The organism is Pseudomonas sp. AD21, from assembly GCF_002878485.1.
GTDB lineage: Bacteria > Pseudomonadota > Gammaproteobacteria > Pseudomonadales > Pseudomonadaceae > Aquipseudomonas.
This window is the reverse complement of the sequence record NZ_NQYG01000004.1, coordinates 137,501-161,912: the sequence shown is the minus strand read 5'-3', so window position 1 is coordinate 161,912 and position 24,412 is coordinate 137,501. Positions and strand designations below refer to the sequence as shown.

Sequence of the window (24,412 nt, the reverse complement as noted above, 5' to 3'; positions counted from 1 at the left end):
AATGCGTTCCCCTGTAGGAGTGAGCCTGCTCGCGATAGCCATTGATCCGGCAACTCAAAACCTCCGGGTATTACTCCGGCAGCTCATACACATAAATCTTGTCTGCCGCCATCTGATACCCGGCATCGGCCAGCTCGCTGGTGGACGCCTTGACCTGCAACGGTCCCTCGACCCAGTACGGCTGATACAGCTCGTCGAGCTTTACGCCGACTTCGCTTTTCACGTGAACGATCTGGTTCGACGGCGGTGGCGGCACGTGGATGCAGGCGCCGAAGTACGGCACCAGCAGGAAGTCCGTGGTGCGCCCCTCTTCGTTGACCTCCAGCGGCACGATGTAGCCCGGCAGGCGGATGTTCTGCCCGTCGAGGCTCTGCACCACTGGCGCATTGGGCAGATCCTGCTTGGCCGCTGGCGCGGATTCGGCCGAGAGCGCGTCACTCATCTTCGACATGTCGTGCAGAGGCGTCATGTTCGGCACTTCCGGCGCGGCGTCGGGCGGGATCATTTCCGACCAGGTCAGGTCTTTCGGCGCCGCTGCCCACACGGGCAGGGCAACCAGCAACAGCAGCGCAAGTACAGCGCGGGGCATGGTGAACATCCTCATAAACGGATCGACAGGCCATCAGCCAGGGATTGGCGATATGCACGCCAGGCCGGCACGCTGCCCATCAGCAGCGCGGCTGCCAGAATGCCACCGAGCAGCGTCCATTCATACTCGCTCGGCCACGCCAGCGGCAGATACAGCCCGTAATTGGCCTGCACGTAACCCTGCGCAGCGGCGATGCTGATGTACAGCAGCGCCACTCCGGCGATGACCCCGGTCAGCGCCAGGGCGAAGGCTTCCAGCACCAGCAGGCTTGCGATGTGCCACGGCCGCGCACCGACCGAACGCAGAATCGCCATCTCGCGGCGACGCTCGTTGAGGCTGGTGAGAATCGCCGTGAGCATGCCGATCAACCCGGTCAGCACCACGAACAGCGAGACCACGAACAGTGCTTTTTCAGCGGTGCTCATCAGGCTCCACAACTCCTGCAAAGCCACGCCCGGCAGGATCGCCAGCATCGGCTCACCTCGGTATTCATTGATCTCGCGTTGCAGGGCGAACGTGGAAATCTTGCTGTTGAGGCCGAGCATGAACGCGGTGATTGCCTGTGGCGTCAGGTCCATGTTGCGCGCCTGATCGGCACTGATCCGCCCGTTGCCCCGGGCCGGCACGCCGTTGTGCCAGTCGATGTGGATCGCCTCCATGCCGCCGAGGCTGATGTGCAGCGTGCGGTCCACCGGGGTGCCGGTGCGTTTGAGAATGCCGACCACGGTGAATGGTTTGTCGTCATGTTTGACCAGACTGATCGCCGCCACACCGTGGGCCAGCACCAGTTGGTCGCCGAGCTTGTAATGCAGCGCCTCGGCCACTTCGGCGCCGAGCACCACTTCGAACGGGTCGGTGGCAAACGCCCGGCCATCAGCCAGCTCCAGATGCTGCTGGCGGCCGTACTGGTAATGCTCGAAATACGCCTCGGTGGTGCCCATCACCCGGTAGCCACGATGTGAGTCGCCGAGGGACATCGGGATCGCCCACTTCACTTTCGGGTTGCTGGCGAAGTGTTCGAAGCTGTCCCAACGAATGTTGTTGGTCGCGTTGCCGATGCGGAACACCGAGTACAGCAGCAGGTTCACCGAGCCGGAGCGGGCGCCGACGATCAGGTCGGTGCCGCTGATGGTGCTGGCGAAACTGGCTTTGGCTTCGGTGCGCACGCGCTCGACGGCGAGCAGCAGACACACCGACAAGGCAATGGCGAACGCGGTGAGCAGGGCGGTGAAACGGCGGTTGGCCAGGCTGGCCATGGCCAGACGAAACAGATACATCTCAGACCTCGGCAGATATGGCGGCGCGATTGAGCTCGGCCAGGGACAGGTGACGATCGAACAGCGGCGCCAGACTTTGATCGTGGCTGACGAACAACAGGCTGGAACCGGCCTCGCGGCATTCGGCGAACAACAAACGGATGAAGTTTTCCCGGGCGTCGTAATCGAGGGCCGAGGTCGGTTCGTCGGCGATCACCAGTTCCGGTTGGCCGATCAAGGCGCGCGCGGCGGCGACCCGTTGCTGCTGACCGATCGACAGCGAGTCGGCGCGTCGACCGAGGATGCTTTCATCCTTCAGACCCAAGTGGGCGAGCAGGGTGGCCGCCGCCTGATCAACACTGCCGTGGCGTTGTTTCGCCCGTTCGGCACGCAGTTTCGAGAAGTGGCAGGGCAGCTCGACGTTCTCGCGCACCGAGAGAAACGGCAGCAGGTTGAACTGCTGGAAGATGTAGCCAGTGTGATCGACACGAAAGCGGTCGCGGGCGCCGGCACCGAGTTCGGTCAGCTCCTGGCCGAGCAGGCGAATGCTGCCGCGCCCGGGTTTCTGCACCCCGCCGAGGAGGCCGAGCAGGGTGGTCTTGCCACTGCCGCTGGGGCCTTTGAGGAACAGGGTTTCGCCCGGCTCCAGGCGGAACGCCGGGATGTCCAGCAGCGGCGGGTGACCGGGCCAGTTGAAGCCCAGGTCGGACAGTTCGATGAGTGCTTGGGTCATTTGAAACCGGTCGGATAGTTGAGTGGCCCTTGTGTAGGAGTGAGCCTGCTCGCGATGGCGGTGGGGCAGTCAGGATTTATTCGACTGACAGTCCGCTATCGCGAGCAGGCTCACTCCTACAGGGGATTTCCATAGGATTCAGAATTTCAGGGCAGCCGCCTTGGCCGTCACTTCCGTCCCTTGCTGGCCGCTCGGGCCGATCAGTTGTACCTGAATTTTCTGGGTCGCCGGGAAGGTATTGAAGATGTTCGCCAGATCCAGCGACTTCAGAGCACCCGGGGTCGCGCAGCTGAATTGATAGTGCGCGTGGATTTCGCTGTGATCGTGGTGATGCGCTTCACCGCCCTTGGCAGCTTCGTCGTGGTCATCATCGTCATGGTCGTCGGCATCCGGCTTGTCGCCGAACAGCGGGCTTTGCAGTTCCTGGCTGGTGACTTTGCAACCGGCGGCGGCTGGCAGGTTGAACAATGCCAGCGGGTTTTCCAGTTTGCTGCGGGCGGCAGCGACCTTGGCCTTGTCGGCGTCGGTGGTGGCGGCGTGTTCGAAGCCGACCAGGTTCATCGCCGGGCTTTCCAGTTCCAGCTCCAGGGTCTGGCCGTCGAGCGCAGCGTTCAGCCGGCCGACGCCATGTTCATGGGCGCCGAGGCTGCCGTGCTCGTGGTCATGATCGTGCTCATCGGCGGCGTGGGCGATGGCCAGCGGCAACAGGGCAAACGGCAAAGCGAGCAGCAGACGGCGCATGGCGATCTCCGGAAAGTAAAGTGAAGAGTTTGTTATGTAATCTTATAACGAAAGTGCGCAGAGTTTGCCCGTGCGCTCCGTTTTGCGCAAGGCATGACTGAGCACCGCCCGGGACAGATTCCGGGGCGGTGCGTCGATTGGAGGTCACGCTTTTAGAGTCAGAAGCCTGCGCCGGGATAGTCGAACCAGTAGCGTCCCGAGAGCACATGATTGATCAGATTTGCATCGAGTACGCTCGGGGCATCGCGAGTGAAACGCTGGCGCCAGGCCGGCAGCCACCAGTAATTGATGGCCGTCCCGCGCGGCAGAACCACCAGCTTCATCACCTCCCGATCAATGCTGTCCTTTGCGTAGAGTTGATGGCTGCGATCCATAAAACCCATGTACTGACTGATCGGCAACTGGAACATCAACGCCGTGGTGAAGATTTTCTCACTCTGACTGAACGCCGGACTTTGCAGGATCTGCAATGCTTCGCAAACATACGCCTGTGGTCGGCCGGCAATTTTCTGGCCTTCGGGAGTGGAGAGAACGTCGAAACGATCATCCATGTCCCGCCAGTCGGTGCGAGCGTTGCGATCGAAGTAGTCACGAATGAATACGCTGAGCGGCCCTTGTGCAGCGGCATTGTTCGCGCAGGATGAAAGGTCTACAGGCAAGCAGAGACGCCATGCCACGATCAGCAGAAGTGGGATTGCAAAAAGTATCCATAAAAGTCGTTTCATCGTGGCGTGCTGTGCTTGTACCGTCGGAAAATGGTGAAGTCATGGTCATCGGGTACCGCATTGCCCGAGGCATTTCGAAAACCGGCGTCATTGACTTCGATTTTGTCCCAGCCTGCGGAAATACAGACGCCATTAGTGAGTACGAAGCCGACGTGACCGCTGGCGTTAGAGTAGGTGACAGCATACGCACCGATATCGCCGGGTAAAGGTGAACTCTCCACTTTCCAGCTGGCGAGAAGGCGTTCGTTGTCCGCCCATTCACCTGCCAGTGGTGGGCTGACTTTTATCATCCAGGGCAGGAATTTTGCCTTGCCGTGTTCAATCCACGCGACATTGATACCTATCGAGGTCAGTACGTCATAGACGAACAGGTTGCATTTGTTCGTTTCGGCGGGGAATTCCACCGTTTCCTTGAGGGTCGGGTGTGGCAACGATTTTTTGCTGATGCCACCGGCCCATACGGTGGAACCCCGGTGTGAAAGCGCCTCCATCAGTATCCGGCGCGGCATATCCTGGATAACCACCTTAACGGTGCGCGTCTGGTTTCTGCGCTTGACCCCGTATTCCACCTCGTAAAAAGTGTCATTGGAAACAGCGCCGCTGGTGGACAAGGGCACTTTCACCCAGGGTGAGACGGCGACGATCGACAGCGATTTACCTTCGGTCAATGTGGTCGTGTGCATCGCCTTTGTCGCCCCGGATGCACCGACGATTTGAACAGTAACATCATGGCTGTCGCGGGTTTTTACCGACGGTAATTTCTTTGTGCCCGAGAGAGTGATTTCGGTCTGCCCCTTGGCAGATATGAGTGAGTAAATTCGGGGTTTGTCATCGTTCTGGATGATGTTGTCGTCAATGACCAGTCCATCCACCGGCAACTGAAACTTGACGCCCTTGGGTGGCGTTTTCGTTCCCCTCAAGAACCACGCCGCCCGTTGAGGTCTGGCCTCCCTTTGACACCAGTTTTCGTCCTGAAGACATGGGCATCCTTCCCATGGAAAAAGAGAATGTAGTGGATACTCCGGGTTCTGCCAGTCACCGACACTTGGCGTTGCACAAGTCCCGTGGGAGCATGCAGGTCAGAAATGTGCAGGAGCGAAGCAGATGTTGCGGATACGCGGAACCGTCGGCGCGATGCCGGTGGATTTGACGGTAGAGCTGGATGACAGCGATTGGGCGAAGCTGGGCGCAGCGCTTGGGGCGCACACACAGAGCGAGCAGCCGCAGGCGGCAGAGCTGACCCCGGCAGCGAAACCGCTGAACCAGGACGATGCGTTGTGGCAAGTCGCGCAGGACCTGTTGCGCAAGGCCGGTCAACTCAATGGGCCGGACCTGCTGGATCAGCTTGAGGGCCTGACCGGCAGCGCGGCGGCGGGCAAACGACTGCTGGTGCGCTTGCGCCACAGTGCTGGGGTGAAGGTGGCGAGCGGCGGGGATACGCCGCTCTACAGCTGGATCGAGTGAGCGCTTAGTACAGCGCGGCAAACATCTTGCGCCGGTAAGCGGTCACCAGCGGGTGATCGTTGCCCAGCAGTTCGAACACTTGCAGCAGGGTCTTGTGCGGCAACCCTTCGCCGTAGCTGCGGTTGCGGATGAACAACTTGAGCAAGGCTTCCAGCGCCGCCTCGTATTGCTGGCGCGCCAGTTGCTGGATCGCCAGTTGATACACCGCTTCGTCGTCCTGCGGATTCTGCGCAAGACGCGCCTTGAGGTCAGCGGCATCCGGCAGGTCGCGAGCCAGGCCGAGGAACTTGATCTGCGCCTTGGCCCCGGCCAGTGCAGCCTTGTGCTCATCACTCTTGACCGCGTCGAGCACGGTTTGCGCTTCGCCCAGTTCGCCGCGTTCGGTCAGGCAGCGGGCGTAGAGGATCAGCGCCTTGGCGTTGCTGTTGTCTTCGGTGAGCATCACCACCAGTGCCGCTTCGGCATCGGCGTAACGCCCTTCATCGAACAGCGCCTGAGCCTGCTCGAACGGATCGGCAGCGGTTGGCGCCGGCATCTGCACATGCGGTTCGAGCAGGGCGCGCACCGCGGATTCCGGTTGCGCACCGGCAAAACCGTCCACCGGTTGGCCGTCCTTGAACAGCACCACGGTCGGCAGGCTGCGGATACCGAAGCGGGCGACGATGTCCTGCTCGATGTCGCAGTTGACCTTGGCCAGCAGCAGTTCGCCCTGATAGCTCTCGGCGATACCTTGCAGCATCGGCATCAGCGCCTTGCACGGCGCACACCATTCGGCCCAGAAATCCACCAGCACCGGTTTGTTGAAGGAAGCTTCGATCACCGACTGGTCGAAATCGGCAGTCGTGGCGTCGAAGATGTACGGCGTTTGCTGACTCATGGGGGATCTCGTAAAAGCGTGGATGGGGCAACTATACGGCTTGGCGGGGTGTGGCCGGAAGCGGGGCGGGTTTTAGAGGTGTGTTGCATGGGCGGATGCCTTCGCGAGCAAGCTCGCTCCCACATTGGATCTCCCACATTGGATCTGTGTCGTTCACAAAACCCCTGTGGGAGCCAGCCTGCTGGCGATGCTTTTAGCTAGCGCCGCGCATGGTAAAGGCTTACATGTCTGAATTCTTCAGGCTCGGCCAGATCCGGCAGGGTCATGGCTTCGAGCATTTCGATGCGCTCATACAGCGGATGGTGAAAATCCCGAACCCGCGAATCCGCCACCAGCGCCTCACGCCCACGGCTGAGAAACGCATCGAGCAGCGGCAGGTTTTCGCGGTCGTACAACACGTCCGCCACCAGAATCAGATCGAAGCGATCGGCCTCGGCGAAGAAGTCCGTCGAGTAACTCATCTGCACATCGTTGAGTGCGGCATTCGCCCGGCATGCAGCAATCGCCAGCGGATCGAGGTCACAGGCCACCACTTCCAGCGCGCCGGCCTTCACGGCGGCAATCCCGGCAATCCCGGAACCAGCGCCGAAATCCAGTACCCGCTTGCCGCGTACCCACTCGGGAAACGCCGCCAGATAACGCGCCACCGCCAGACCACTGGCCCAGCAGAAGCTCCAATACGGTGGCTCGTGGAGGATACGGCGGGTTTCGTCGGGGCTGAATTCGCGGTGCATGTTGTCGCCGTCGATCAGCCATAGCTGCAAGTCAGTGCCCGGCAATGCACAGGCCTTGAGCCTGGCATCGCCGAGCAATTCACCTAACGCCTGTTGCAGGTCGAGCGGTGCCGTCATGGTGCTTTGACAAATTGCAGTTGGCCCAGCGCCTGAGTGGTCGGCTGGGTGATGGTTTGCGACGGCAGATGCAGGATCAACTGGCCGGACTGCGTGGCCCGACCGCGCAGTTCAACCCGTGCGCCTGCCGGAAAAGCTTCCGGATTGAAGCGCAGGCGGAACGGCAGGATCTGGTTGTTGCCAATCAGGCTGGAACTGGCGAGCAGTTGCTGCGGGCGTGACTTCTCGTCGATCACCAGTAACGCCAGTTCGACTTCGGCACCGGCCGGCACGCCTTGCAAAGTGCCGCTCAGCTCACGTTGATAGGCCGGCAGCGGACCGAGGTCGGCGGCCTCTTTGGCTTTTTTCTGCGCCTGTTGCGGCGCCGGGCCGGGTGTTGGCGGCTGCGGCTTGGGCTTATCGCTGCCGCAGGCCACCAGCAGGGCGAAAAGACTGAGCAAAACGAGCGGTCGTAGCGGCATTGGCAGCTCCAGAAAATGAAATCCGTGGATCAAACGATCATGGCAGTCTGTATACCGCAAACCCTATGGCTTGTCTTGCCACCGGGATGCGCTACCATGGCCCTCCCTTTTTTTGTTGCCAGCCACCATGCACTGTCCCTTCTGCGGTGCCAACGACACCAAGGTCATCGACTCGCGTCTGGTCGCCGAGGGCGAACAGGTGCGCCGCCGGCGTGAATGCCTGGCCTGCGGCGAACGTTTCACGACGTTCGAGACGGCCGAACTGGTGTTGCCGCGCCTGATCAAAACCGACGGCAGCCGCCAACCGTTCGACGAAGAAAAACTCCGCGCCGGCATGCAACGCGCGCTGGAGAAACGTCCGGTGAGCGTCGAGCGCCTCGAATCCTCTCTGGTCCACATCAAGCACAAGCTGCGCGCCACCGGCGAACGCGAGGTCAAATCTCTCGTGGTCGGCGAACTGGTGATGGCCGAGCTGCAAAAGCTTGATGAAGTGGCCTACATCCGTTTCGCTTCGGTGTACAAGCGCTTCCAGGACCTCAACGAGTTCCGCGAAGAGATCGACCGCCTCGCCCGCGAACCGGTGAAGGAATGACCAGCGCCGCCGAGCAGGCCATCCTCGACGCTCACTTCATGGCGCGCGCGCTGGAACTGGCGCGCAAGGGCCACTACACCACGCACCCCAATCCCCGGGTTGGCTGCGTGATCGTGCGCGACGGGCAAATTGTCGGCGAAGGCTTCCACGAGCGTGCCGGTGAACCCCACGCCGAAGTCCACGCCCTGCGCGCCGCCGGTGAACTGGCCCGGGGCGCGACGGCGTACGTCACCCTTGAGCCGTGCAGCCATCATGGGCGCACGCCGCCGTGCGCCGATGCGCTGGTGAATGCTGGAGTTGGCCGGGTGGTCGCGGCCATGCGCGATCCGAACCCGCAGGTCGCCGGGCGCGGCTTGCAGCGTCTGGCCGATGCCGGCATCGCCACGCAAAGCGGCGTGCTGGAAGCCGAGGCACGCAAACTCAATCAAGGTTTCCTGAAACGCATGGAACACGGCTTGCCGTTCGTGCGGGTCAAGTTGGCGATGAGTCTGGATGGTCGTACGGCGATGGATAGCGGCGAGAGCCAGTGGATCACCGGGCCGGCCGCGCGTTCCGCCGTGCAGCGTTTGCGCGCACAGGCAGCCGTGGTGCTGACCGGCGCCGACACCGTGCTGACTGACGGTGCTCGCCTGACCGTGCGCGCCGAAGAATTGGGACTGGATGCCGAACAAACCGCTCTGGTCATGAGCCGTCCGCCGCTGCGGGTGCTGATCGACGGGCGTCTGCGGGTGCCGCTGGATGCGCCGTTCTTCAAGGCTGGCCCGGCATTGGTCGCCACCTGCATGGCGGTCGAAGAACAATACGCCAACGGCCCGGAATGCCTGATCGTGCCGGGTGATGACGGTCAGGTCGATCTGCATCAGCTGCTTGTCGAACTGGCCAACCGTGGCGTCAACGAAGTGCTGGTCGAGGCCGGCCCGCGACTGGCAGGGGCGTTTGCCCAGCTCGGGCTGGTCGACGAATTCGTGATCTTCATCGCTGGCAAGTTCCTCGGCTCCACGGCGCGTCCGCTGCTGGACTGGCCGCTGGCCTATATGAAAGACGCTCCCGAGCTGAAAATCACTGAAATTCGCGCGGTTGGCGATGACTGGCGAGTCACCGCGACGCCGGTCCTTTCGGCGAGCGTATAATTCCCGGCCATCGCCTTAGCGCTGGCTTCGTTCTCAAGGAGAACCCCATGTTTACCGGCATCATCGAATCCATCGGCAGTATCCGTGCACTGACCCCCAAGGGCGGTGATGTGCGGGTGCACGTCGCAACCGGCAAGCTCGACCTGAGTGACGTCAAACTCGGCGACAGCATCGCGGTCAACGGCGTGTGCCTGACGGCGGTTGAACTGCCGGGCGACGGCTTTGCCGCCGACGTCAGTCGTGAAACCCTCGACTGCACCGCCATGAACGACCTGAAAAGCGGCAGTCCGGTCAATCTGGAAAAAGCCCTGACCCCGACCACCCGACTCGGCGGGCACCTGGTCAGCGGTCACGTCGACGGTGTCGGCGAAATCGTCTCGCGCAGCGACAATGCCCGCGCCGTGGAATTTCGTATCCGCGCGCCGAAAGAACTGGCCAAGTACATTGCCCACAAAGGCTCGATCACCGTCGACGGCACCAGCCTCACCGTGAACGCGGTCGATGGCGCCGAATTCATGCTGACGATCATTCCGCACACCCTGAGCGAAACCATCATGGCGTCCTACACGCCAGGTCGCCGGGTCAATCTGGAAGTCGACTTGCTGGCGCGTTATCTGGAGCGTTTGCTCCTCGGCGACAAGGCTGCAGAGTCGGCATCCGGCGGCACCATCACCGAAAGCTTTCTGGCCCAAAACGGCTACCTCAAATCCTGAAGCTCTAAATTCGAAAGAAGGGGGGTGCCTTGTGGCGCTCAATAGCATCGAAGAACTGGTTGAAGACATCCGCCAAGGCAAGATGGTCATCCTCATGGATGACGAAGACCGCGAGAACGAAGGCGACCTGATCATGGCCGCCGAATGCTGCAAGGCCGAGCACATCAACTTCATGGCCAAGCACGCCCGTGGCCTGATCTGCATGCCGATGAGCCGCGAGCGCTGCGAACTGTTGAAGCTGCCGCTGATGGCCCCGCGCAACGGTTCCGGTTTCGGCACCAAGTTCACCGTGTCGATCGAAGCGGCCGAAGGCGTGACCACCGGGATCTCCGCCGCCGACCGTGCGCGCACCGTGCAAGCGGCTGCCGCCAAAGACGCCAAGGCTGAAGACATCGTCAGCCCGGGCCACATCTTCCCGCTGATGGCTCAGGCCGGCGGCACCCTCGCTCGCGCCGGCCATACCGAGGCGGCTTGCGACCTGGCGCGCATGGCCGGTTTCGAGCCGAGCGGCGTGATCTGCGAAGTGATGAACGACGACGGCACCATGTCCCGTCGCGCCGAGCTGGAAGCGTTCGCGGCCGAACACAACATCAAGATCGGCACCATCGCCGACCTGATTCACTACCGGATGATCCACGAACGTACCGTTCAGCGGATTGCCGAGCAGCCGCTGGACAGCGAACTGGGCCAATTCAACCTGGTGACCTATCGTGATTCGGTGGAAGGCGACGTGCACATGGCCCTGACGCTGGGCACCGTTTGCGCCGAAGAACCGACGCTGGTTCGCGTGCACAACATGGACCCGCTGCGCGATCTGCTGATGGTCAAGCAACCGGGCCGCTGGAGCCTGCGCGCCGCGATGGCCGCGGTCGCCGAGGCGGGTAGCGGTGTGGTGCTGTTGCTCGGTCACCCGCTCGATGGCGACGTGCTGCTGGCGCATATCCGTGAGACCGGTGATCAGGCAGCGGTGAAAAAACCGACCACCTACAGCATCGTCGGTGCCGGTTCGCAGATCCTTCGCGACCTCGGTGTACGCAAAATGCGCCTGATGTCGGCACCGATGAAATTTAATGCGATATCCGGTTTCGATCTGGAAGTTGTAGAATACGTGCCCTCCGAATAATGACCCGGTGAATCGTATTGCTGGTGTGTACCCTTGTGGTGAGGGGATTTATCCCCGACGGGCTGCGTAGCGGCCCTGTTTTTGGGACTGCTGCGCAGTCCATCGGGGATAAATCCCCTCGCCACAGGGGGGGGATCAGGCAGCAATGCGGTTTTTTCCGGCCATGAAATCGTGGCTAATATCACTGAGGGATGCGTACGAGACGCGTCCCGGCTCTTTAAGAGATCTGACGAATGACCCTGAAGACCATCGAAGGTACCTTCATCGCCCCTAAAGGCCGCTACGCTCTGGTAGTGGGCCGCTTCAACAGCTTCGTGGTTGAAAGCCTGGTCAGCGGTGCAGTTGATGCCCTGGTTCGCCACGGCGTGAGCGAAAGCGACATCACCATCATCCGCGCACCTGGCGCCTTCGAAATCCCGCTGGTTGCGCAGAAAGTCGCCCAGAAAGGCGAGTTCGCTGCAATCATTGCGCTGGGCGCGGTCATTCGTGGCGGCACCCCGCACTTCGAATACGTGGCAGGCGAGTGCACCAAGGGCCTGGCCCAGGTGTCCATGGAGTTCGGCGTGCCGGTCGCGTTCGGCGTCCTGACCGTTGATTCCATCGAGCAAGCCATCGAACGTTCCGGCACCAAGGCCGGCAACAAAGGTGCTGAAGCTGCCCTGTCCGCTCTGGAAATGGTCAGCCTGCTGGCGCAGTTGGAGGCCAAGTGATTAGCGACGAAAGCGATCGTTTCAACCCGCGCGATCCAAAACCTGCGGCCGCCGGCAAGCCATCCAAGAGCGTCAAGCGCCGCGAAGCCCGTCAGCTCGCGACGCAGGCCCTGTATCAATGGCACATGGCCAAGCAATCGCTGAACGAGATCGAAGCGCAGTTCCGGGTCGATAACGATTTCACCGATGTCGATGGCGCTTACTTCCGCGAGATCCTGCACGGGGTTCCGCAGTTCAAGAGCGAAATCGACACCGCGCTCAAGCCTTGCCTGGACATTGAAATCGAAGAGCTGGACCCGGTTGAACTGGCGGTTCTGCGCCTGTCCACCTGGGAACTGCTCAAGCGCGTCGACGTGCCGTACCGTGTGGTGATCAACGAAGGTATCGAGTTGGCGAAAGTCTTCGGTTCGACCGACGGCCACAAGTTCGTCAACGGCGTACTCGACAAGCTGGCTCCGCGCCTGCGTGAAGCTGAAGTCAAGGCGTTCAAGCGCTGATCAGCGCTTGATATCGCAATGGGCGAGTTTGAGCTGATCCGCAATTTCTTCGCCGCCGCGCCTTGTGCGCAGGGCGGCGAGGGCGTTGCACTGGGGATCGGCGACGATTGCGCCTTGCTGGCGGTTCCCCCCGGGGAACAGCTGGCGATTTCCACCGATACGCTGGTGGCCGGCGTGCATTTCGCCGATCCCTGCGATCCGTTTCTGCTCGGTCAGCGCTCGCTGGCCGTCGCGGTCAGCGATCTGGCCGCCATGGGCGCCACGCCCGTTGCCTTTACCCTTGCCCTGACTGTGCCGACGGTGACTGCCGATTGGCTGCAAGCCTATGCCCACGGTTTGAACCGCATGGCGCAGAGCTGTGGCGTGGCACTGATCGGCGGTGATACCACGCGTGGGCCGTTGAGTCTGACGGTCACGGTGTTCGGTCGCGTTCCGGCCGGCCAGGCCTTGACCCGCAGCGGTGCGCAGCCGGGCGATCTGTTGTGTGTCGGCGGTGAGCTGGGCAATGCCGCCGGTGCCTTGCCGCTGGTGCTCGGCCAGCGTGAGGCGGATGCTGAGATAGCCGAACCGCTGCTCAGTCATTACTGGTCGCCGCAGCCGCAACTGGCCCTCGGTCAGGCGTTGCGCGGCAAGGCCACCTCGGCACTGGATATCTCCGACGGCTTGCTCGCCGACTGCGGGCATATCGCCCTGGCCTCGCAAGTGCGGCTTGAGGTGGAACGTGAGCGCGTACCGTTGTCGAACGCCTTGGTGGCGTTTCTCGGCCAGCGCGGCGCGGAACGGGCGGCGTTGAGCGGCGGCGACGACTACGTGCTGGCCTTCACCCTGCCGTCCGTCGAGTTGCCGGCTTTGCTGGCCGATGGCTGGCCGATCCATGTGATCGGGCGGGTGGTGCAGGGCCAGGGTGTGGTGCTGCTGGATCGCGAAGGACACGACATCACCCCGCAAATCCGGGGTTATCAACATTTTCAGGAGACACCGTGACAGATCACCCGAAACAGGTTCCGGCCGAATTCGTTCCGCCGTCGGTCTGGCGCAATCCCTGGCATTTCCTCGCGTTCGGCTTCGGTTCCGGCACCTTGCCGAAAGCGCCGGGCACGTGGGGTTCGTTAGTTGCGCTACCCTTTATCCCGTTGTGGCAGATGCTGCCCGACTGGGGTTACTGGCTGATGCTCGGGATCACTATGCTGTTCGGCTTCTGGCTGTGCGGCAAGGTTGCCGACGATCTGCGGGTACACGATCACGAAGGCATCGTCTGGGACGAGATGGTCGGGATGTGGATCACCCTGTGGTTGGTACCGGAAGGCTGGTACTGGTTGCTGGCCGGTTTCCTGATGTTCCGTTTCTTCGACATTCTCAAGCCATGGCCGATCCGCTGGATCGACCGGCATGTCCACGGTGGCGTCGGCATCATGCTCGACGACGTGCTGGCCGGCGTGTTCGCCTGGCTGGCGATGCAGGGGCTGGTGTGGATTTTCGCCTGATCCGCAGGGTCCGGGTTCAGTGAGGAGACTAGGGATGGCGCGACGTTGGCTGGCGCTGGTGTTTCTGACCTTGCTGGGCACTGTCGCCAGTGCGCAGGAGGCTGCGCATGCGCCGTCGGTCATCCATCTCGCCAGCGAAGAATGGGAAGACTACACCGCCGCCGACGGCCATGGTCTGGGCTGGGACGTGCTGCGCAAGGTGTTCGAACCGGCCGGGGTGAAGCTCGACATTCGCAGCGAACCGTACACCCGCGCGGTCGGGCTGGCAGAGCGCGGCGAAATCGACGCCTGCGTCGGCTCCTATCACGACGAGGACAGTGATCTGCTGTATCCACGCTGGAATTTCGACACCGACCACATCTACGCCCTGGGCCTTGCGAGCAATCCGCCGCCGAGCCCGGACACCCTCGGCAACTATCGACTGGCCTGGGTTCGCGGTTACGACTATCAGAAGTACCTGCCCAATGTGCGCAACTACAATGAAGTGATACGGCGTACCGGGATCCTGTCGATGCTCACCCACAACCGCGCTGACTATTACATCGATGCGCAGACCGAAATCGATTATGTGGTCGGTCGGGCCAAGGATCCGACGCAGTTTCGCAAGACCCACATCGCCGAATTGCCGCTGTACCTGTGCTTCGCCGACACCCCGCAAGCGCGCACGTTGATGGCGGTGTTCGACAAGCGCATGGAGCAGTTGGTGAAGAGCGGCGAGCTGAAGCCGCTGTTCGAGAAGTGGAAGCAGCCGTATCCGTTCGAGGCGAACTAAGGATCTGCACAGGTCCCCCTGCAGGCGTGAGCCTGCTCGCGATAGCGGTCTCATTCAAACGTTGCTGTAGCTGACACGCCATCATCGCGAGCAGGCTCACTCCTACAAAGGGGCAGTGTTATCAAACTTTTTGATCGTTATGCCCGATAATTCAGCCTAAGCGTCTGCAGGAACCTGCTGTTACAATGCCGGCCTGCGAATCTTCAGACTTTTTAGATCAGGAGCACACCGGTGCCTGTCGTTTTTGTCGCCGCTTCCAAGCTGCCAACGCCTTTTGCGCAATTCACCATGCACGGTTTTCTCGATGAAGCCACCGGCCGCGAGCACGTTGTGCTGAGCCTCGGTGAAATTGACGACGGTGCCCCGGTCCTCGGCCGGTTGCACTCCGAGTGCCTGACCGGTGACGCCCTGTTCAGCCAGCGCTGCGACTGCGGCTCGCAGCTCGAAGCGGCGCTCAAGGCCATCGCCCGTGAAGGCCGTGGCGTGCTGCTGTACCTGCGCCAGGAAGGGCGCGGCATCGGTCTGCTGAACAAGATCCGCGCCTACGAGTTGCAGGACGGCGGTGCCGACACCGTTGAAGCCAACGAGCGCCTGGGCTTCGCCGCCGACCAGCGCGACTACGCCATGTGCCTGCCGATGCTTGAGCATCTGGGCGTGAAGTCCCTGCGCCTGATGACCAACAACCCGCGCAAGGTCAAAGCCCTGACCGACATGAACATTGTTGTCGCCGAGCGCGTGCCGCTGCACACCGGCCACAACCCGCACAACAAACTGTACCTGGCGACCAAGGCCAGCAAGCTCGACCACATGATGGGCAACGAGCATCAGGGCGAGGCAGACCGCGCGTGACCCGCGGTCAGGTGCGCCGCCGTCTGGCGATCGACTGGTGGAAATACCTGGCGCTGGCGCTGGTGCCGTTGTTCGTGCTCAACGCACTGTTCGGCCAATATGAGGCGTTTCTGCCGGTGCTGACGATGCCGATGTTCATCGCCGGTGTTGCCTCGATGTTTGTCAGTCTGAAGTTTTTCGGTGGCTACAAACATGCTTTGATCGCCACCCAGAAAGCCCTCGATACGCCTGGCGAACCGGCGGCCTGGATCGCTCTTGCGGCCCGGCGTCGTATTGCATTCCTTGCAGCAGCATTACCGGCGTGGATTGGTGCGCTGGCAGTGTTCGTCGGCCTCGAGGCGGTGCCGTTGATGCTGCTGGCGTTGTCCACAGCCGTGCTGTTCTACCTCTATCGCATCCCGCGTCAACTCGGCTGATGCGTCGTCTGTGGCTGGCGGTTCTGCTGCTGGCCTGCGCCGGCCCGGTGCTGGCGAGCCTGCGGGTGGTCAGCCTCGCGCCTTCTCTTTCTGAAATCGTTGTTGAACTGGATTCGGCTGATTTGCTGATCGGCGTGCTCGATGCTGGTGAGCGTCCTGTTGCGCTCAAGGATGTGCCGTCAGTGGGGCGCTACGGTCAGTTGGACATGGAGCGCCTGCTCAGCCTCAAACCTGATTTATTGCTGCTGTGGCCCGGCAGTGTCGGCCCGGCGCAACGCGATCAACTCAAGCGCCTGAACATTGCGACTTACGTTGCCGAACCGCATGATCTCGAACAGCTGTCTGCGCAGATTGAAGCGATTGCCGCTCAACTGGGTCGACCTCAGCGTGGGGTGAAACTGGCGGCGGAGCTGCGCCAGAAACTCGTTGACCTGCGCCAACGCTATCGCCGGGACACGCCGCTGAAAGTGTTCTATCAAGTCTGGGACAAGCCGCTGTACACCATCGGTGGTGGGCAGATCATTAGCGATGCGCTTGAGGTATGCGGCGCGCGCAACGTGTTCGCCGATCTGAACTTGCCGGCGCCGCAGGTCAGTATCGAGGCGGTGTTGCAGCGCAATCCCGAGGTGATTCTGGCCGGTGATCAGGCCCAGCTTGATGCCTGGAAAGCCTGGACGCAGGTCGATGCGGTGAGGAGGGGGGAGTTGCTGTTGGTCACGGATAAAGGCCTGGAGCGGCCGAGTGGGCAGATGATCGAGGCCACCGCCAAGCTCTGCCATTCGATCGCGCCAGACCGCTGAGACCGAGGTGAATTTTTCCCGAGCAAGCCCGCTCCCACATGGGATCTGTGTGTTGCCAGCGTTTCAGGGCAGGCCCCGATCTACTGTGGGAGCGGGCTTGCTCGCGAAGAGGCCAGTCAAAGCAGCGTGAATTGTGGATCAGAGCTCCGGTGTCCAGGTCACCCCAAACATCCACGTCCGACCTTCCTCGCGATAGCCATACTGGCTGCCGTCATAGCTGTACAGCGCGCGGCTGTAACCCTTGTCCAGCAGGTTATCCAGCTTCAGATCCAGTTTGATCTCGCGGTTCAGCGCCCAGCTGCTGCGCAATCCGAGCGTGCCGTAGCCCCCCAGCGGCTGGGTATTGTTCAGGTCGTCGTAACTGCCGCTGACCAATTGCCAACTGGCGCCCAACCCTAACCGGTCGAACTGGCGATCCAGATCCCAACTCGCTGTACGCCGCGCACGACGTGCCAGTGTGTGTCCGGTAGCGCGATCGCGCGGGTCGATAATCGCCACGCCGAGGTTGCTCTGCCAGCCAAGCAGTTCCTGTTTCAGCGCCGCTTCAAAGCCATTGATCCGCGCCGAGGCAACGTTCTCCGGACGTGAGTTGCTGCCGAAGATGATCGCGTCTTCCAGGTCCGTGCGGTAAATCGATGCTTCGAGGCGGCTGGAGTCGCTCAACTGGCTGCGCCATTGCAGCTCGTAGCTTTTCGAGGTTTCCGGTTTCAGGTCCGGGTTGCTGAAGTCCGGGTAGTACAGGTCGTTGAAGGTCGGCGCGCGGAAGCCTTCGCTGTAGCTCAGCAGCAGATCGTTGTCCGGATTCAGCGGCAGGGTAAAGGTGCCGCTCCAGGTGTTCTGGCTGCCGAACTGCTGGTTGTCGTCGTGACGCAGACCCAGTTCAGTCGAGAAACTGTCGGCCTGATAGCGATGCTGGATGAAGGCGGCGCGGTTCCAGCGGCTGTCCTCGTTGTACGCGGTGCTGCTGTTGATCCGGTCTTCGTACCAGTCGCCGCCGAGGATCAGGCTGTTGCGTGCATCCAGAGTCAGGTCGTTCTGCCAGGTCAGCGAGTCGCGGTAGGTGTTGAACACCGTGCGCTCGTCGCTGAGCTTGTCGAGGGTCTTCTCGCGGTTCTCGGCGTGGCCGAACTCGACACGGGTTTTCCAGTTTTCGTTGACCCGGGCATCGACGTAGCTGCTGACACTGCTGACGTTGAAATCGCTGTAGGGCTGCTGTTGCACCGACTCGAAGGTGGTCGTGTCGAAGCGGCCGAACGGATTGTCGAACTCGCTCTTGCCGCGGTTATCCAGCAGATTGGCGCCGACCTCGATGTCATCGGTCAGCGCATGGCTGAGGCTCAGGCTGATGGATTTGTTGCGGTAGGCATCGTGATCGCTGTCGCTGGGGTAGGACTCGTGAGTGCGGTCGAGGCCGGCGGTGTCATCGAGACTGGCACCCAGATTGAAGCGGGTTTTGTCATCGCCCCCCGACAAACCAAGGCTACGCTCCCAGGTCTGGTGGCTGCCGAAACCGACGTGCAAGCGCGGCTGCAGGCCTTGCTCGTTGCCGCGTCGGGTGAAGATCTGAATCACCCCGCCAATCGCATCGCTGCCGTAAATCACCGAGCGTGAACCGCGCAGCACCTCGACGCGCTCGATCTGGTCGATGTTCAGGTGCTGCAGGTTGCTGTCGCCGGAGGTCGAGCTGCCGATGCGCTGCCCATCGACCAGCACCAGGCTTTGCGCCGACTGCGTGCCGCGAATGTAGATCCCCGGCAGGCTGCCGCGTCCACCGGTCTGCGCCACCTGCACGCCCGGCACCCGCTGCAGCAGGTCGGTGACGCTGCTCGGTTGCAGGCGATCAATGTCTTCGCGGGTGAACACGGTGTTGGCCGCGCTGCTGTCATTACGCGCTTCGACCTGGCGGTTCGCGCTGATCAGCGTGTCCGGCAGCTTCAGGGCTGCATCGCGCTCGAAGGTGTCGGCGAGGGCGCTGGCGGCTGGCAGCAGAAGAAAGGGCAGGGCGAGGCGCGAGAGGTTCATCGGTGATCCATTGGGTAATTCTGACGTACACAAATCAAATGTGGGAGCGGGCTTGCTCGCGAAGGCGGTGTGTCAGTCAACTCATCATCGACTGATCCGACGCCTTCGCGAGCAAGCCCGCTCCCACATGGGTGTTGCGTGTTACTTGTTGAGCAGTTCCAGGCGCTCGCGAATCGACGCCTCGATCCCGGCCTCATCCAGCCCACACTCAGCCAGCATCTGCGCCGGTTTCGCGTGCTCGACGTAGATGTCCGGTAAGCCCAGATGCAGCATCGACCTGAGAATGTTCTCGCGCGCCAGGAACTCGCTGACCGCGCCACCGGCGCCGCCCATGATCGCGTTTTCTTCGATAGTCACCAGCAGCTCGTGGCTACCGGCGATCTCGCGCACCCGTTGTTCATCCAGCGGTTTGACGAAACGCATGTCGACCACAGTCGCGTCGAGCTTCTCGGCGACTTTCAGCGCTTCAGCCAGTTGCACACCGAATACCAGCAGGGCGACGTTGCTGCCCTGACGACGGACGATGCCCTTGCCGATTTCGATTGGCTCGAGGTCTTTGTCGATGCTCGCGTTCGGGCCGGTGCCGCGCGGGTAACGCACCGCCGCCGGACCGTTGTACTGGTGGCCAGTGGTGAGCATCTTGCGCAGTTCGTTTTCATCGCTCGGGGTCATGATGACCATGCCCGGGATACAGCGCAGGTATGACAGGTCGAAACTGCCGGCGTGGGTCGGGCCGTCTTCGCCCACCAGACCGGCGCGGTCGATGGCGAACAGCACGTCGAGGTTCTGCACCGCGACGTCGTGCACCAGTTGGTCGTAGCCGCGTTGCAGGAACGTCGAGTAGATCGCCACCACCGGTTTCGCGCCTTCGCAGGCCATGCCGGCAGCGAACGTCACCGCGTGCTGCTCGGCAATCGCCACGTCGAAGTAGCGCTGCGGGAAGCGTTCGCTGAACGCCACCAGGTCCGAGCCTTCCTTCATCGCCGGGGTGATCCCGACGAGGCGCGGATCAGCCGCAGCCATGTCGCACAGCCATTCGCCAAACACTGCCGAATACTTCGGCCCACCGGCCTTTTTCGGCGCAGCGGCCGGGGCGTCGACCGGTTCGAGCTTGGTGATCGCGTGGTAACCGATCGGGTCGACTTCCGCCGGGGCGAAACCTTTGCCTTTCTTGGTGACGATGTGCAGGAACTGCGGGCCTTTCAGATCGCGCATGTTGCGCAGGGTGGCGATCAGGGTCGGCAGGTCGTGGCCATCGATCGGGCCGATGTAGTTCCAGCCCAGCTCTTCGAACAGGGTGCCGGGTACCAGCATGCCCTTGGCGTATTCTTCGGTGCGACGGGCGATTTCCCAGGCGCCGGGCAGGCGCGACAGGACTTTCTTGCTGCCCTCACGCATGCTCGCGTAGGTGCGGCTGGAAAGGATCTTCGCCAGGTAATTCGACAGACCGCCGACGTTGCGCGAGATCGACATGTCGTTGTCGTTGAGGATTACCAGCATGTTGGCGTTGACTTCCGGCGCGTGGTTCAGCGCCTCGAAGGCCATGCCGGCAGTCAGCGCGCCGTCACCGATCACGGCAATCGCCTTGCGATCGCTGTTTTGCAGGCGGGGGGCAATCGCCATGCCCAGCGCTGCACTGATTGAGGTACTGGAGTGGCCGACGCCAAAGGTGTCGTATTCGCTCTCGGCGCGACGCGGGAAGGCAGCGATGCCGTCCTTCTGACGCAGGGTTTCCATGCGCTGGCGACGACCGGTGAGGATCTTGTGCGGGTACGCCTGATGACCGACGTCCCACCCCAGCCGGTCATCCGGGGTGTCGAAGACGTAATGCAACGCGATGGTCAGCTCGATGACGCCCAGGCCGGCACCGAAATGCCCACCGGTCTGACCGACCGTGTAGAGCAATTCCAGGCGCAACTCATCGGCCAGGGTTTCCAGCTCGGCTTCGCCTAACCGGCGCAGGCCGTCCGGCGTGTTCGCGCGGTCGAGCAGGGGCGTGGTCGGGCGCTTGCGGGGAATCTCATGAAACGTCGTGGGCATCAGGCGAATCGTTATAGGTATAAAAGATGCGGCAGTTTACCTGATGCATCGCCCCCTGCCCACGCGTTGGTCTTTTTTGGCAGGTGGGCGTTCAGTTACGCCGGTCGACGATATACCGGGCCAGGTCGCGCAAAGGCTCTGCTGCCGCGTCAAACGGTCGCAGCGCGTGCAGCGCCTGATCGCGCAGTTCCAGGGCGTAGGCCTTGGCCGCGTCCAGACCCAGCAGGGCCGGGTAGGTCGGTTTGTCGCGGGCGATGTCGGCACCCTGGCGTTTACCGAGGGTTTCGGTATCGCTTTCGACGTCGAGAATGTCGTCCTGGACCTGGAATGCCAGGCCAATGGCCTGTGCATAAGTCTGCAGGGCCTTGAGTTCGTCCTTCTCGGCACGGCCGCTGGCCAGGGCGCCAAGCTTGACGCTGACTTCGATCAGCGCGCCGGTCTTGTGCCGGTGCATCTGCTCCAGCGCTTTCTGATCCAGCTTCAGGCCGACCGAACCGAGGTCGATGGCCTGACCACCGACCATACCCGCCGGGCCCGCCGCGTGCGCCAGCGCCGTGACCTGTTGCAGACGGATGTCGGCGTCGAGGCTGCTCAGGCGCGGGTCAAGCAGGGCGCTGAAGGCCAGGCTCTGCAAGCCGTCACCGGCCAGGATCGCGCAGGCTTCGTCGAATTTCTTGTGGGTGGTTGGCTGGCCGCGACGCAGATCGTCATCGTCCATCGCCGGCAAATCGTCGTGCACCAGTGAGTAGGCGTGGATCAACTCCACCGCGCACGCCGCGCCGTTGGCTTGCTCGGCCTTGCCGCCGAGCGCTTCGCACGCCGCGTAGGCCAGCAGCGGACGCACGCGTTTGCCACCGATCATCACGCTGTAGTGCATTGCCTCATACAGGCGCGACAGCTCTGGCAGCGGCGCCTTGAAGAGGATTTCCAGTGCCGCATTGACCCGCGCCTGGCTGGTCGCCGAATACGCAGCAATCATTCTGGCTGTTCCGCGTCGAAGGGTTCCTCGGCGAGTTCGCCATCGCGCTCCAGCAGCACTTGCACCTTCTGCTCGGCCTGGGCCAGCGCTGCCTGGCAGTCACGGGTCAGACCGATGCCCTGCTCGAAAGCGGTCAGCGAGTCTTCCAGCGACAATTCACCGTTCTCCAGACGCTCGACCAGTGTTTGCAGGTCGGCGAGGGACTGTTCGAAATCCAGTGCAGCTTTTTTGCGGGCCATGGCGGCGATTTCCGGTTGACGTTAAACCGGCGCGACACTAGCAGATAGGGGGTTTATGGGCAAATGAGCGGGGTGGCTCTCAAGGGCAAAAATGACACTGTGGTGAGTGAGATTAATGTCTGGCTCTGTCGGGATAGTTGATCTGGTAGCGCGTACTACGACCGCCCCCCGGCAAGCGTTGCAGGCAACCTTTCTCCAGCAACTCCGCGAGGTGTCGGGTCGCCGTGGCCTTCGACACTTTCGCCACCGCTTGGTATTGACCGGCGCTGATGCCGTGCTCAAAGCCCCGTTCGCCGCCATCGAGCAGGCGGTTAAGCACTTTGACCTGTTCTGCCGATAGTTCGGACTCGCGGTGGGCCTGCCAGAAACGCGTCTTGCCCAGCACGCTTTCAATGCGGTTGATGGCTTGTTGCAGACTGCGTAGCAAGGTTTGCAGGAACCAAGTGAGCCACTCGGTGATATCCAGCGTGGCTTTCTGGCTCGACTCCAGAATCCGATAGTAGCCGGAACGATCATCCAGAATGCTCGCCGACATGGCGTAGAAACGGATGGCTTGCGCTTCGCCCTGTGCCAGCGCCAGATCAGTGATGGTGCGGGTGAGGCGACCGTTGCCATCGTCAAATGGATGCAAAGTGACAAACCAGAAATGGGCGATGCCCGCGCGTAGCATAGGGTCCAGTGCTGTCTGATGCTGGCTGGCCTCGAACCATTGGAGAAATTGCTCGAGCTGCTGCTCAATACCTTTGCGAGGTGGCGCCTCGAAATGAACCGTTGGACGATCAATGCGACCCGATACCACCTGCATTGGCTCGTCACCGCGTAGAGCACCCACGTGCATTGAGCGCGCAGTAAGGTCTGCCTCTTGATCGGGAAACAGCCACTGGTGCCATTCCAGCAAGCGTTCCAGCGTCAACGGTTCGGCAAATCGACGGGTGGCATCAAACATGAGCTGCGCCAGACCTTCACTGCGTTGGCTGACTTTATCGCCGTCGATCAACTCCAGGCCCAATCGTCGCGCCAGCGACGACCGTACGGAGCCAACATTCAGTTGCTCACCTTCGATGGCCGAAGACGTCACGATATTCTGCAGAAGGGCATCCAGTTCGGTCTGAGCCCCCAAGGAGTCTCCTACTGAACCGGCCATACCCATCAACTGACCTTGTGCCTGTACACACTCGCGCAACAACGGTGCCAGGCGTTCTGCCTGCCAGTTGAAGTCGGGCCAGTCGGGCTGTTGCCAGATCCAGTGAGCTGCCATTCGTTGCCTGCCTTGAGTCCGTGAGCCGAATAGAAATGCTATTCGGCTCATTTAGTGAGCCGAATATGACGGCTATTCGGCTCACCGTCCACCGCGTTGGCTTGATTCCTACAGCAAAAGCACATGTATCCGATTGTTAAAAAACTGCCAAATGGCTAATCTTCGCGCCTTCTACGACCCCATAGTCACGGGTCTTTCAGACGAAACGCAGTTTTCACCGCTGTGAAGTACCGAGGATCGGGTGCAAGGTTTCGTTCAGGCATGGCAGGAGGCATTACATGCGTTCATTTCTTTGGCTGCTGATCGGCTTGGCTTGCGCCCCTGCGCTGCTGGCGGCGCCGAGCGCTGAACTGTCGGAGCCGTCCGGCGGCTGGCGTTATCACGGCCTGCTTGATCGCAGTGAAAACCCGCAAGTCGCTTACCCTACGCCGCCGATCGATCGCGGTATCCAGCGCAATCGCACGATGATCCAGGGCCAGCTCAAGGCCATCGGCAATGAGCGCGGGCCGCACACGCTGGCGGTCAACGGCAATCCATTGAATCTGTACACCGACGACGATGGGCATTTCGCCCGGCCGTATGCGTTCGGCGCCGGCTCCAACAGTGTCGAAGTACGCAGCGCCGAGGGCCAGTCGCTCAAGCGTGTGCAGTTCTATGAAGCGAATAACCTGCGCACCCCGGTGAAGATCCGCGTGGTGCTTGGCTGGGACGATCCCAAGGCCGAACTCGACCTGCACATCATTACTCCCGACGGCCAGCATGCGTTCTTCGCCCACACAGCGCTGACCAACGGCGGCGGTCTGGACCCGGATGGCGTCGATGGCCCCGGCCCGGAAATGTTCACCATGACCGCGCCGCTGCATGGCACCTATCTGGTTTACGTCAACTATTGGGGCAACTTCGGCGACGGCGGCTATAACTTCGAGGAGGCCAGCAATCAGAACGAGGTCATCACCTCGCAAATAACGCTGGTGCTCAACGAAAACACGGTCGACGAAAAACGCGAAACATTCATCGTGCCCCTGCGGGCGATCGGTGATCTGCTGCTGGTCAAGACTTTCAACTATTAAGCATCCCGCACCACGGATGAA

General features: G+C 61.8%; 28 protein-coding genes. 14 read left to right on the top strand and 14 right to left on the bottom strand.

The genetic code is table 11. From position 1 onward, the window contains the following. Positions 1–70: 70 nt before the first annotated feature. From PseAD21_RS03980 to PseAD21_RS03955, 6 genes are all read right to left on the bottom strand, one after another. Positions 71–589: a DUF3299 domain-containing protein gene (locus PseAD21_RS03980; protein ID WP_102354616.1), complete on the bottom strand. Its 519-nt coding sequence runs from the start codon at positions 587–589 to the stop codon at positions 71–73. A gap of 11 nt (positions 590–600) precedes the next feature. Then, the gene (locus tag PseAD21_RS03975) at positions 601–1,866 is read right to left on the bottom strand and encodes an ABC transporter permease (RefSeq protein ID WP_102354592.1); all 1,266 of its coding nucleotides are present in this window, start codon (positions 1,864–1,866) and stop codon (positions 601–603) included. 1 nt (position 1,867) lies between these two features. Continuing rightward, on the bottom strand, positions 1,868–2,578 hold the full coding sequence (locus tag PseAD21_RS03970) for an ABC transporter ATP-binding protein (protein WP_102354591.1): 711 nt from the start codon (positions 2,576–2,578) through the stop codon (positions 1,868–1,870). 138 nt (positions 2,579–2,716) lie between these two features. Beyond that, complete coding sequence (locus PseAD21_RS03965) at positions 2,717–3,319, bottom strand: DUF2796 domain-containing protein (protein ID WP_102354590.1); 603 nt, start codon at positions 3,317–3,319, stop codon at positions 2,717–2,719. Positions 3,320–3,477: 158 nt separating this feature from the next. After that, on the bottom strand, positions 3,478–4,044 hold the full coding sequence (locus PseAD21_RS03960) for a hypothetical protein (RefSeq protein ID WP_102354589.1): 567 nt from the start codon (positions 4,042–4,044) through the stop codon (positions 3,478–3,480). After that, the gene (locus tag PseAD21_RS03955; RefSeq protein WP_102354588.1) at positions 4,041–4,964 is read right to left on the bottom strand and encodes a CHAP domain-containing protein; all 924 of its coding nucleotides are present in this window, start codon (positions 4,962–4,964) and stop codon (positions 4,041–4,043) included. The genes PseAD21_RS03960 and PseAD21_RS03955 overlap by 4 nt, the downstream gene beginning before the upstream one ends. Before the next feature lie 184 nt (positions 4,965–5,148). On the opposite strand from PseAD21_RS03955, the gene PseAD21_RS03945 reads away from it, so the two are divergent. Continuing rightward, a complete protein-coding gene (locus PseAD21_RS03945; RefSeq protein ID WP_102354587.1) occupies positions 5,149–5,508 on the top strand; it encodes a hypothetical protein in 360 nt (119 codons plus the stop codon). A gap of 4 nt (positions 5,509–5,512) precedes the next feature. Here the strand turns inward: PseAD21_RS03945 and trxA are convergent, their stop codons facing one another. The 3 genes from trxA to PseAD21_RS03930 all read right to left on the bottom strand — a co-directional run bounded on the left by trxA (position 5,513) and on the right by PseAD21_RS03930 (position 7,697). Further along, positions 5,513–6,385, bottom strand: a complete 873-nt coding sequence (gene trxA, locus PseAD21_RS03940) for a thioredoxin (protein ID WP_102354586.1) — start codon at positions 6,383–6,385, stop codon at positions 5,513–5,515. 197 nt (positions 6,386–6,582) lie between these two features. After that, complete coding sequence (locus tag PseAD21_RS03935) at positions 6,583–7,236, bottom strand: methyltransferase (protein ID WP_102354585.1); 654 nt, start codon at positions 7,234–7,236, stop codon at positions 6,583–6,585. Continuing rightward, positions 7,233–7,697, bottom strand: coding sequence for a YbaY family lipoprotein (locus tag PseAD21_RS03930; protein ID WP_025109533.1), 465 nt, complete (start codon positions 7,695–7,697; stop codon positions 7,233–7,235). The genes PseAD21_RS03935 and PseAD21_RS03930 overlap by 4 nt, the downstream gene beginning before the upstream one ends. Before the next feature lie 127 nt (positions 7,698–7,824). On the opposite strand from PseAD21_RS03930, the gene nrdR reads away from it, so the two are divergent. The 12 genes from nrdR to PseAD21_RS03870 all read left to right on the top strand — a co-directional run bounded on the left by nrdR (position 7,825) and on the right by PseAD21_RS03870 (position 16,783). Next, a complete protein-coding gene (gene nrdR / locus PseAD21_RS03925) occupies positions 7,825–8,289 on the top strand; it encodes a transcriptional regulator NrdR (RefSeq protein WP_007910946.1) in 465 nt (154 codons plus the stop codon). Next, on the top strand, positions 8,286–9,419 hold the full coding sequence (ribD, locus tag PseAD21_RS03920; RefSeq protein ID WP_102354583.1) for a bifunctional diaminohydroxyphosphoribosylaminopyrimidine deaminase/5-amino-6-(5-phosphoribosylamino)uracil reductase RibD: 1,134 nt from the start codon (positions 8,286–8,288) through the stop codon (positions 9,417–9,419). Before nrdR ends, ribD begins: the two co-directional genes overlap by 4 nt. Positions 9,420–9,466: 47 nt before the next feature. After that, positions 9,467–10,132, top strand: a complete 666-nt coding sequence (locus tag PseAD21_RS03915; protein ID WP_102354582.1) for a riboflavin synthase — start codon at positions 9,467–9,469, stop codon at positions 10,130–10,132. A gap of 31 nt (positions 10,133–10,163) precedes the next feature. Further along, a complete protein-coding gene (ribBA, locus tag PseAD21_RS03910; protein WP_025109536.1) occupies positions 10,164–11,255 on the top strand; it encodes a bifunctional 3,4-dihydroxy-2-butanone-4-phosphate synthase/GTP cyclohydrolase II in 1,092 nt (363 codons plus the stop codon). A gap of 233 nt (positions 11,256–11,488) precedes the next feature. Beyond that, positions 11,489–11,965: a 6,7-dimethyl-8-ribityllumazine synthase gene (gene ribE / locus PseAD21_RS03905; RefSeq protein ID WP_003228649.1), complete on the top strand. Its 477-nt coding sequence runs from the start codon at positions 11,489–11,491 to the stop codon at positions 11,963–11,965. Further along, entirely contained in the window at positions 11,962–12,462 is a 501-nt protein-coding gene (gene nusB / locus PseAD21_RS03900; protein ID WP_102354581.1) for a transcription antitermination factor NusB, read from the top strand. Before ribE ends, nusB begins: the two co-directional genes overlap by 4 nt. Positions 12,463–12,480: 18 nt before the next feature. Next, entirely contained in the window at positions 12,481–13,446 is a 966-nt protein-coding gene (gene thiL, locus PseAD21_RS03895) for a thiamine-phosphate kinase (protein WP_102354580.1), read from the top strand. After that, positions 13,443–13,946, top strand: coding sequence for a phosphatidylglycerophosphatase A (locus PseAD21_RS03890; protein ID WP_003228639.1), 504 nt, complete (start codon positions 13,443–13,445; stop codon positions 13,944–13,946). Before thiL ends, PseAD21_RS03890 begins: the two co-directional genes overlap by 4 nt. 34 nt (positions 13,947–13,980) lie before the next feature. Beyond that, a complete protein-coding gene (locus PseAD21_RS03885; protein WP_102354579.1) occupies positions 13,981–14,718 on the top strand; it encodes an ABC transporter substrate-binding protein in 738 nt (245 codons plus the stop codon). Positions 14,719–14,949: 231 nt separating this feature from the next. Then, on the top strand, positions 14,950–15,567 hold the full coding sequence (ribA, locus tag PseAD21_RS03880; protein WP_102354578.1) for a GTP cyclohydrolase II: 618 nt from the start codon (positions 14,950–14,952) through the stop codon (positions 15,565–15,567). Further along, positions 15,564–15,983 carry an MFS transporter gene (locus PseAD21_RS03875; RefSeq protein ID WP_102354577.1) on the top strand — a complete coding sequence of 140 codons (420 nt, stop codon included), beginning with the start codon at positions 15,564–15,566 and terminating at the stop codon, positions 15,981–15,983. The genes ribA and PseAD21_RS03875 overlap by 4 nt, the downstream gene beginning before the upstream one ends. Further along, complete coding sequence (locus PseAD21_RS03870) at positions 15,983–16,783, top strand: cobalamin-binding protein (protein ID WP_102354576.1); 801 nt, start codon at positions 15,983–15,985, stop codon at positions 16,781–16,783. Before PseAD21_RS03875 ends, PseAD21_RS03870 begins: the two co-directional genes overlap by 1 nt. A gap of 138 nt (positions 16,784–16,921) precedes the next feature. On the opposite strand, the gene PseAD21_RS03865 is transcribed toward PseAD21_RS03870, so the two are convergent. From PseAD21_RS03865 to PseAD21_RS03845, 5 genes are all read right to left on the bottom strand, one after another. Beyond that, the gene (locus PseAD21_RS03865; protein WP_102354575.1) at positions 16,922–18,805 is read right to left on the bottom strand and encodes a TonB-dependent receptor domain-containing protein; all 1,884 of its coding nucleotides are present in this window, start codon (positions 18,803–18,805) and stop codon (positions 16,922–16,924) included. 141 nt (positions 18,806–18,946) lie between these two features. Then, positions 18,947–20,845: a 1-deoxy-D-xylulose-5-phosphate synthase gene (gene dxs / locus PseAD21_RS03860; RefSeq protein WP_102354574.1), complete on the bottom strand. Its 1,899-nt coding sequence runs from the start codon at positions 20,843–20,845 to the stop codon at positions 18,947–18,949. A gap of 91 nt (positions 20,846–20,936) precedes the next feature. Next, on the bottom strand, positions 20,937–21,824 hold the full coding sequence (gene ispA, locus PseAD21_RS03855; RefSeq protein ID WP_102354573.1) for a (2E,6E)-farnesyl diphosphate synthase: 888 nt from the start codon (positions 21,822–21,824) through the stop codon (positions 20,937–20,939). Continuing rightward, entirely contained in the window at positions 21,821–22,063 is a 243-nt protein-coding gene (locus PseAD21_RS03850) for an exodeoxyribonuclease VII small subunit (protein WP_003228627.1), read from the bottom strand. The genes ispA and PseAD21_RS03850 overlap by 4 nt, the downstream gene beginning before the upstream one ends. A 112-nt stretch (positions 22,064–22,175) precedes the next feature. Next, entirely contained in the window at positions 22,176–23,321 is a 1,146-nt protein-coding gene (locus PseAD21_RS03845; protein ID WP_102354572.1) for a Fic family protein, read from the bottom strand. A 278-nt stretch (positions 23,322–23,599) separates the two neighbouring features. On the opposite strand from PseAD21_RS03845, the gene PseAD21_RS03840 reads away from it, so the two are divergent. Continuing rightward, complete coding sequence (locus PseAD21_RS03840; RefSeq protein ID WP_102354571.1) at positions 23,600–24,391, top strand: YfaP family protein; 792 nt, start codon at positions 23,600–23,602, stop codon at positions 24,389–24,391. Positions 24,392–24,412 lie beyond the last annotated feature (21 nt).

What these genes read in the sequence shown, in the direction of transcription:
- PseAD21_RS03865 (WP_102354575.1), bottom strand. Translation starts at nt 18,805, where the DNA reads ATGAACCTCTCGCGCCTCGCCCTGCCCTTTCTTCTGCTGCCAGCCGCC.
- nrdR (WP_007910946.1), top strand. Translation starts at nt 7,825, where the DNA reads ATGCACTGTCCCTTCTGCGGTGCCAACGACACCAAGGTCATCGACTCG.
- trxA (WP_102354586.1), bottom strand. Translation starts at nt 6,385, where the DNA reads ATGAGTCAGCAAACGCCGTACATCTTCGACGCCACGACTGCCGATTTC.
- PseAD21_RS03980 (WP_102354616.1), bottom strand. Translation starts at nt 589, where the DNA reads ATGCCCCGCGCTGTACTTGCGCTGCTGTTGCTGGTTGCCCTGCCCGTG.
- dxs (WP_102354574.1), bottom strand. Translation starts at nt 20,845, where the DNA reads ATGCCCACGACGTTTCATGAGATTCCCCGCAAGCGCCCGACCACGCCC.
- ribE (WP_003228649.1), top strand. Translation starts at nt 11,489, where the DNA reads ATGACCCTGAAGACCATCGAAGGTACCTTCATCGCCCCTAAAGGCCGC.
- PseAD21_RS03840 (WP_102354571.1), top strand. Translation starts at nt 23,600, where the DNA reads ATGCGTTCATTTCTTTGGCTGCTGATCGGCTTGGCTTGCGCCCCTGCG.
- PseAD21_RS03960 (WP_102354589.1), bottom strand. Translation starts at nt 4,044, where the DNA reads ATGAAACGACTTTTATGGATACTTTTTGCAATCCCACTTCTGCTGATC.
- PseAD21_RS03885 (WP_102354579.1), top strand. Translation starts at nt 13,981, where the DNA reads ATGGCGCGACGTTGGCTGGCGCTGGTGTTTCTGACCTTGCTGGGCACT.
- ribD (WP_102354583.1), top strand. Translation starts at nt 8,286, where the DNA reads ATGACCAGCGCCGCCGAGCAGGCCATCCTCGACGCTCACTTCATGGCG.
- PseAD21_RS03935 (WP_102354585.1), bottom strand. Translation starts at nt 7,236, where the DNA reads ATGACGGCACCGCTCGACCTGCAACAGGCGTTAGGTGAATTGCTCGGC.
- thiL (WP_102354580.1), top strand. Translation starts at nt 12,481, where the DNA reads ATGGGCGAGTTTGAGCTGATCCGCAATTTCTTCGCCGCCGCGCCTTGT.
- PseAD21_RS03970 (WP_102354591.1), bottom strand. Translation starts at nt 2,578, where the DNA reads ATGACCCAAGCACTCATCGAACTGTCCGACCTGGGCTTCAACTGGCCC.
- PseAD21_RS03915 (WP_102354582.1), top strand. Translation starts at nt 9,467, where the DNA reads ATGTTTACCGGCATCATCGAATCCATCGGCAGTATCCGTGCACTGACC.
- PseAD21_RS03965 (WP_102354590.1), bottom strand. Translation starts at nt 3,319, where the DNA reads ATGCGCCGTCTGCTGCTCGCTTTGCCGTTTGCCCTGTTGCCGCTGGCC.
- PseAD21_RS03930 (WP_025109533.1), bottom strand. Translation starts at nt 7,697, where the DNA reads ATGCCGCTACGACCGCTCGTTTTGCTCAGTCTTTTCGCCCTGCTGGTG.
- PseAD21_RS03945 (WP_102354587.1), top strand. Translation starts at nt 5,149, where the DNA reads ATGTTGCGGATACGCGGAACCGTCGGCGCGATGCCGGTGGATTTGACG.
- PseAD21_RS03870 (WP_102354576.1), top strand. Translation starts at nt 15,983, where the DNA reads ATGCGTCGTCTGTGGCTGGCGGTTCTGCTGCTGGCCTGCGCCGGCCCG.
- PseAD21_RS03975 (WP_102354592.1), bottom strand. Translation starts at nt 1,866, where the DNA reads ATGTATCTGTTTCGTCTGGCCATGGCCAGCCTGGCCAACCGCCGTTTC.
- PseAD21_RS03850 (WP_003228627.1), bottom strand. Translation starts at nt 22,063, where the DNA reads ATGGCCCGCAAAAAAGCTGCACTGGATTTCGAACAGTCCCTCGCCGAC.
- PseAD21_RS03845 (WP_102354572.1), bottom strand. Translation starts at nt 23,321, where the DNA reads ATGGCAGCTCACTGGATCTGGCAACAGCCCGACTGGCCCGACTTCAAC.
- ispA (WP_102354573.1), bottom strand. Translation starts at nt 21,824, where the DNA reads ATGATTGCTGCGTATTCGGCGACCAGCCAGGCGCGGGTCAATGCGGCA.